Source organism: Caballeronia sp. BR00000012568055 (assembly GCF_029439455.1).
Lineage (GTDB): Bacteria > Pseudomonadota > Gammaproteobacteria > Burkholderiales > Burkholderiaceae > Caballeronia.
This window is the reverse complement of sequence record NZ_JAQFVG010000258.1, coordinates 1-5,535: the sequence shown is the minus strand read 5'-3', so window position 1 is coordinate 5,535 and position 5,535 is coordinate 1. Positions and strand designations below refer to the sequence as shown.

The following is a 5,535-nucleotide window of genomic DNA, read 5'->3' as shown; positions in this document are numbered from 1 at the left end:
CGCGCTAAGCGGTCAGTCGATTCGGCGCGGACAGCCGGTATATCGCCCAAGGCGCGTAGGCAGTTCCGTGCCGCTCAATAGCGGCGCGATGATTCTAGCCCGTGCTCTCGCGCCAGCATCCGAAACTCAGGAATAGGCCGATTCGCTTTAGCATATGTTACGAGGCGTGCGCAATGCACGCCTCGTCGCTTAGCCGTTTGGCCTAGTCAAAATTGCATCGATGCGCGCAACACGCTTAAGCGGGATTGCGCCGTGCGACGCGCAGCCTAAGCAATGGTCCGACTTCCCGCTAAAGAAAATGGTATTCGAGTAAGCCTATATTCCTATGCCTTTAAGCCTATGTAATTTCTCAGGCGTTCTTTATCGAAAATGAATTCAATAAATAGAAAGGTAATCTTTTGAGAAAAGAGCGCTTGCCAATTGCCTAACGCCTTAAGATGCCCATGTGGCAGAATGCAAAGGTCAAGACATGTTGGACGCGTTGTTAAGCAAGGCATCACGCTTGCGAATCACGTGCGCCAAGGCCTGCATTGAATGCCCAGTACTTATGCCCGGTCTCATTTCCGCAGATCGAATCAAGGAGGGAATATGGCTACATTGGCACAACTGGAAGGCCAGATCCAGAAATTGCAGCGTCGCGCAGATGCATTGCGTGAACGGAAATCCGCTGAGGTGATTGCGAATATCCGCACCCTGATGCAGGAATATGGCTTGACCACGGCTGACCTGGATAAACGCGGTGTAAATGGCAAGAAACGCGGACGTCCTTCAGGTTCGAAGAATGGCGTTAAGCTTGCAAGCAAATCGGCTAATCAACCCAAATTGCCACCCAAGTATCGCGACCCGGCTTCGGGACTGACATGGAGCGGCCATGCACGTCCGCCTGCATGGATCAAAGATGCGCCGGATCGCAGCGTGTTTTTGATCGAAGCTGCACGCCGCGGTCGATCAGCGGCTAAGTGAAATCAGCGCGTCATCAGGCTTAGGCTTGCGACGCGCTGTTTTTATTCTTAGCCGAGGAGCGGACTGTTTTTAGCGGCGTAGCCGCTTGCGTGTTGATACGCCAAACCGAGTTGCAATACAGCCAGATCCTTTTGTGTCGGCCCGATAATCTGCAATCCGGCCGGAAGGCCACCCAACCCAAAGCCTGCCGGTGCGCTTAGCGCGGGCAAGGAAGCCATCGTTGCAGGCACGACAGTTTCCATCCAGCGATGGTATGTATCCATCGTGCGCTCGCCAATTGCATGCGGCCAGTCGAGCGAGGCATCGAAAGGAAAGACTTGCGCGGCGGGCATCACCAGAAAATCGAATTGGTCGAATAGCGCGTTGATGGCTTGATAAAAGGCAGAGCGATCGCGCACGGCCCGGAACACATCCTCGCCTGAGAGTTTCAGGCCTCGCTCAATTTCCCAAACGGCTTCCGGCTTAAGCAAGGCGCGTTTCGAATCGTCACGATAAAGCGGCGCGTTGTTGCCTGCAAAGGTAAAGCTGCGCAAATCAAGCCACGCATTCCACAAGCGATCCCAATCGAAATCAATTTGCGCGTGTTCGACCGTGCAGCCTGCGGTCCGAAAATGGCTTAGGGCGGATTCATATACTTCCATCAGCCCCGCTTCCATCGCTAAGCGGCCATTCAGATCGCCTAACCAACCCACGCGCGACCCTCGCATATCGCGCGCTAAAGCATTCGCGAAATCCGTTGGCCGATCGCTTCGGCGTGAGAGCGGCGCGCGGGCATCGAAGCCCGCCTGAATGGAGAAGAGCAGACCGAGTTCGGGCACCGTGCGCGCCATCGGCCCCGCGACGCTGAATTGCTGAAAGAACACGTCGTCGGCGGGTGCGTAGGGAACCCAGCCGGGCGACGAGCGAAAGCCGAACACATTGTTGAATGCGGCGGGCGTGCGCAGCGAACCCATCATGTCCGATCCATCCGCAAACGGCAGCATGCGCAAGGCCACGGAGACGGCCGCGCCGCCGCTGCTGCCGCCCGCCGAGCGAGACTGATCAAAGGCATTGCGGGTCGTGCCATAGACCGGGTTATAAGTGTGGCCGCCTAAGCCGAATTCAGGCGAATTGGTCCGGCCGATAAAGATTGCGCCCGCGCGCCGCATGCGTTCGAATACGACTGCATCGGCGGCGCTGACTTGTCCTGCATAGATGGGAGATCCTTTGGTCGTCACCATGCCTGCAACTGGCAAGATATCCTTAGGCGCTTGAGGAAATCCATGCAAAGGACCAAGGCTTTCGCCGCGAGATAGTTGCGCATCGCGCTCGGCGGCTTGCATGCGCAAGGTATCGTCGTCTACGCGCGCGACGATTGCATTGACCTTGGGATTAAGCCGTTCTATTTGCGCGAGATAAGCATCCATTACCTCGACACAGGACACGTTGCGCGTCTGAATAGCTTGCGAAAGCGAGAGGGCGTCGAGCGAGACGATATCGCCAGTGGTCATTGACTGCTCCTTTTCTTAGCGATGAAAATGCGGCAAGACATGCTCCGCAATTTCTTCGACGATGTCACGCGCCGCGCGCGTTTCCGACGATACATTCAACGTGACATGATGCGTGCCCGCATCGCGCATTTCATGCAGCAACGCAATCAAGGCATGACGTCCCGCGCGATAACCAAGCGACAATTCGCTTGCCGGTTCGTCAGGATTATCACTAAGATCCAGACGCATCGCCACGCCGAATGCACGGAAGCCGTCGGGCGCAACGCGATCGACGGCCGCGCGCCACATGCTATAGCGCCCGCGTTGCGCCTGGGGTTCGCGGTGATAAGTCATCCAGCCAAGCGAATGCCGCGCAATCCAATCGACACTTTGCCCGCCTGAACCCACCGCCAGCATGGGAATGGATGCGCTTTGCTGCGGCAATAAATAGAACGGCGGCGAGCGATCCGGAATGACGCGCGAAGGCACATTAACGGCCGCTTCCACGATCTCCCAATGATGTCGATAAAGCTCACGCCGATCTTCGGACTCACGACCGAAGGCCGCATATTCGGGCGGCCGATCGCCCGAGCCTAAGCCAAGCAAAAATCGCCCGTTAGAAAGCGTATTGACGGAAATAGCCGCTTTGGCAATATGCAGCGGATGCCTCAAGGTCAAGACAATCGCGCCGCTGGCAAGCGCAATATTCTGAGTGTTGGCGGCTAACGCGCCAAGCAAAACCCAGGGATCGAGATGGCCGACAGGATCGGGATAATCGGTGCTATTGAGCGGCACGTCACGTACCCATAGCGCACGAAAGCCCGATCGATCCGCTAAGCGCGCCAACTCGATTTGGTCCGCGAAATCGACGATATGTTGTCCTGACACGACCAGGGGCAAGGTCAGTCCGATAGACAGCTTGCCAGGCGCAAAGATGCGATCCGCAATGGAGGATGAAACGGGCATGATGAGCGGTTAGCATGAGTTCCAACCGATCCTAACACTGCGATGAAACCGGCGTCTTGATCGACGCCGGATTGCTTAGGCCAATAAGCGCCTTAAACCGCAGGCACAAAGCTCCGCTTGGTCACCATCGAGACGACGAACGTCACTAAGATATTCACGACCAACGCAATGATGCCGATATAAAGCGGCCACGAAGCCGCGCCAAGATGCACCACGAACACCGGCTTAAGCCCTTGAGCAATTGCCAGACTCGTACCGAGCACGATACCCACTAGCCAGCCCACGAACAGACCGGGCGTGGTCAGCCTGCGCGTATAAAGCGTAAAGACGATGGCCGGGAATATCTGCAAGATCCATACGCCGCCAAGCAATTGCAGATCGATGGCGTATTGCGTAGGCAAGAACACGATAAAGAGCAACGCGCCGAATTTCACCACCAGCGACACCAGCTTAGCGCACGAGGCTTCCGCCGCAGGCGACATATCGGGCGATACCAGCGGACGCCACAAATTGCGCGTGAACAGATTCGCCGATCCGATCGACATGATCGCCGCAGGCACCAATGCACTGATCGCAATGGCCGCAGCGGCAAAGCCTACGAACCATGACGGGAACAACGTGCCGAACAAAGCCGGCACCACGTCCGACGCCGACTTCACATGCACGCCCGCCGCAATCGCCATATAGCCAAGCAAGGCGATCAGCCCAAGCAAAAGCGTATAAGCAGGCAGAAAAATAGCGTTTTTGCGAACCGTCGTAGCCGACGATGAAGACAGCACGGCCGTCATCGTATGCGGGTACATGAACGCGGCGAGCGCCGAGCCTAAAGCAAGCGATGCATAAGCCGTGAATTGCGCGGGCTTAAGAATAATGCCGGTCGCACCGCCTTTGGCCTGAAAGAATTGATCGGCGGAATCGAAGACATGCGCGTAACCGCCGAGCTTCATCGGAATGAGCCAGATCGCCGCGATCACAACGATATAGATCATGATGTCTTTGACGAAGGCGATCATCGCGGGGGCGCGCAGGCCGCTGGTATAGGTATAGAGCGCAAGAATGATGAACGCGATGATCAGCGGCAATTCGCCCGTGACGCCCAGTCCTTTGATGACCACCTGCATGCCGACGAGTTGCAACGCAATATAAGGCGTCGTTGCAACGATACCCGTCAACGCGACCGCCGCCGGAAACCACTTGCCGCCGTATTCGCCTTGCACGTAATCCGCAGCGGTAATGTGATCTTTGGCATGGGCGATTTTCCAGAGCTTCGGCATGACCGCAAACACGAACGGATACACGATGATCGTATAAGGCAGTGCAAAGAATCCATATGCACCAACCGAATAAACCAGCGCAGGCACCGCGATGACCGTATAAGCCGTATAAAAGTCGCCGCCGACAAGAAACCACGAAATCAGCACGCCGAACTGACGGCCGCCCAAACCCCATTCATGCAGTTGCGTGAGATCGCCACGCTTCCAGCGCGCCGCCAGAAAGCCGAGCACGGTGACCAGCAGAAAGAATGCGACGAAGACGGTCATCGCCACCGGATCGACCGGATTGATATCGCTCATTTGATGCCCCTGTACACGACGTAAAGCAACAGCGACGTGAGCGGCACCCACAAGAACTGATACCAGTAGAAGAACGGAAAGCCGCCGATTGCGGGACGCGTGTCGTTATAAAAGGGCAGCCAAAGCAGGGCGATATACGGAATCAGCAGCGTGACCCAAAGCCAGGGACGGCGCGGTGCATCGTGGTCGGATGGCAAAGCGGTTCTCCTCGAGTATCCATATCGTTATGAAAAGACTCGTGCTCCGTGTCGCTTGCGAAGCACGCGTCAACGGGAGCGCATTATCGAGGAAATCTGGCTTTGCTGCCTGAGCCGTATAAGAATTACAAACGCCTTTCTCTAAGCGCGTGGTTTACAGCCAATCAACATTGCGCGCTTGCCGCTAAAGCCGCGTACCTTGCGATAAATAAAACCGCTGGCAAGCAATGCGCGCTTTACATGCCCTGAACTCGTATAAGTCGCGAAGGTGGCATCGTCGTGGCTTAGTAACGCTAAGCAAGCGAAAATCTCCGGCGTCCACGTGTCCGGATTCTTTGCGGGTGCAAAGCCGTCGAGATAAAGCGC

At 56.3% G+C, this 5,535-nt stretch carries 6 protein-coding genes and 1 pseudogene; 2 read left to right on the top strand and 5 right to left on the bottom strand.

Annotation, left to right across the window (positions count from 1 at the left end; genetic code table 11):
- Together P7F28_RS15450 and P7F28_RS15445 are read left to right on the top strand one after the other, a co-directional pair.
- The coding region (locus P7F28_RS15450; protein WP_277185396.1) for a DUF3331 domain-containing protein at positions 1–136 on the top strand (136 nt) is incomplete at its 5' end.
- A gap of 452 nt (positions 137–588) precedes the next feature.
- The gene (locus tag P7F28_RS15445) at positions 589–963 is read left to right on the top strand and encodes an H-NS histone family protein (protein WP_277185395.1); all 375 of its coding nucleotides are present in this window, start codon (positions 589–591) and stop codon (positions 961–963) included.
- Positions 964–1,010: 47 nt separating this feature from the next.
- Here the strand turns inward: P7F28_RS15445 and P7F28_RS15440 are convergent, their stop codons facing one another.
- From P7F28_RS15440 to P7F28_RS15420, 5 genes and pseudogenes are all read right to left on the bottom strand, one after another.
- Complete coding sequence (locus P7F28_RS15440) at positions 1,011–2,453, bottom strand: amidase (RefSeq protein WP_277185394.1); 1,443 nt, start codon at positions 2,451–2,453, stop codon at positions 1,011–1,013.
- A gap of 15 nt (positions 2,454–2,468) precedes the next feature.
- Positions 2,469–3,398, bottom strand: coding sequence for an LLM class oxidoreductase (locus P7F28_RS15435; RefSeq protein WP_277185393.1), 930 nt, complete (start codon positions 3,396–3,398; stop codon positions 2,469–2,471).
- A 92-nt stretch (positions 3,399–3,490) separates the two neighbouring features.
- Complete coding sequence (gene mctP / locus P7F28_RS15430) at positions 3,491–4,972, bottom strand: monocarboxylate uptake permease MctP (RefSeq protein ID WP_277185392.1); 1,482 nt, start codon at positions 4,970–4,972, stop codon at positions 3,491–3,493.
- Positions 4,969–5,169, bottom strand: a complete 201-nt coding sequence (locus P7F28_RS15425) for a DUF3311 domain-containing protein (protein ID WP_277185391.1) — start codon at positions 5,167–5,169, stop codon at positions 4,969–4,971. Before P7F28_RS15425 ends, mctP begins: the two co-directional genes overlap by 4 nt.
- A gap of 159 nt (positions 5,170–5,328) precedes the next feature.
- Positions 5,329–5,535 (bottom strand): annotated as a pseudogene (locus P7F28_RS15420) (MnmC family methyltransferase); the annotation flags it as partial.

Excerpts from the sequence above, each read along its gene's own strand:
- P7F28_RS15445 (WP_277185395.1), top strand. The coding sequence starts at position 589 with ATGGCTACATTGGCACAACTGGAAGGCCAGATCCAGAAATTGCAGCGT.
- P7F28_RS15440 (WP_277185394.1), bottom strand. The coding sequence starts at position 2,453 with ATGACCACTGGCGATATCGTCTCGCTCGACGCCCTCTCGCTTTCGCAA.
- P7F28_RS15435 (WP_277185393.1), bottom strand. The coding sequence starts at position 3,398 with ATGCCCGTTTCATCCTCCATTGCGGATCGCATCTTTGCGCCTGGCAAG.
- mctP (WP_277185392.1), bottom strand. The coding sequence starts at position 4,972 with ATGAGCGATATCAATCCGGTCGATCCGGTGGCGATGACCGTCTTCGTC.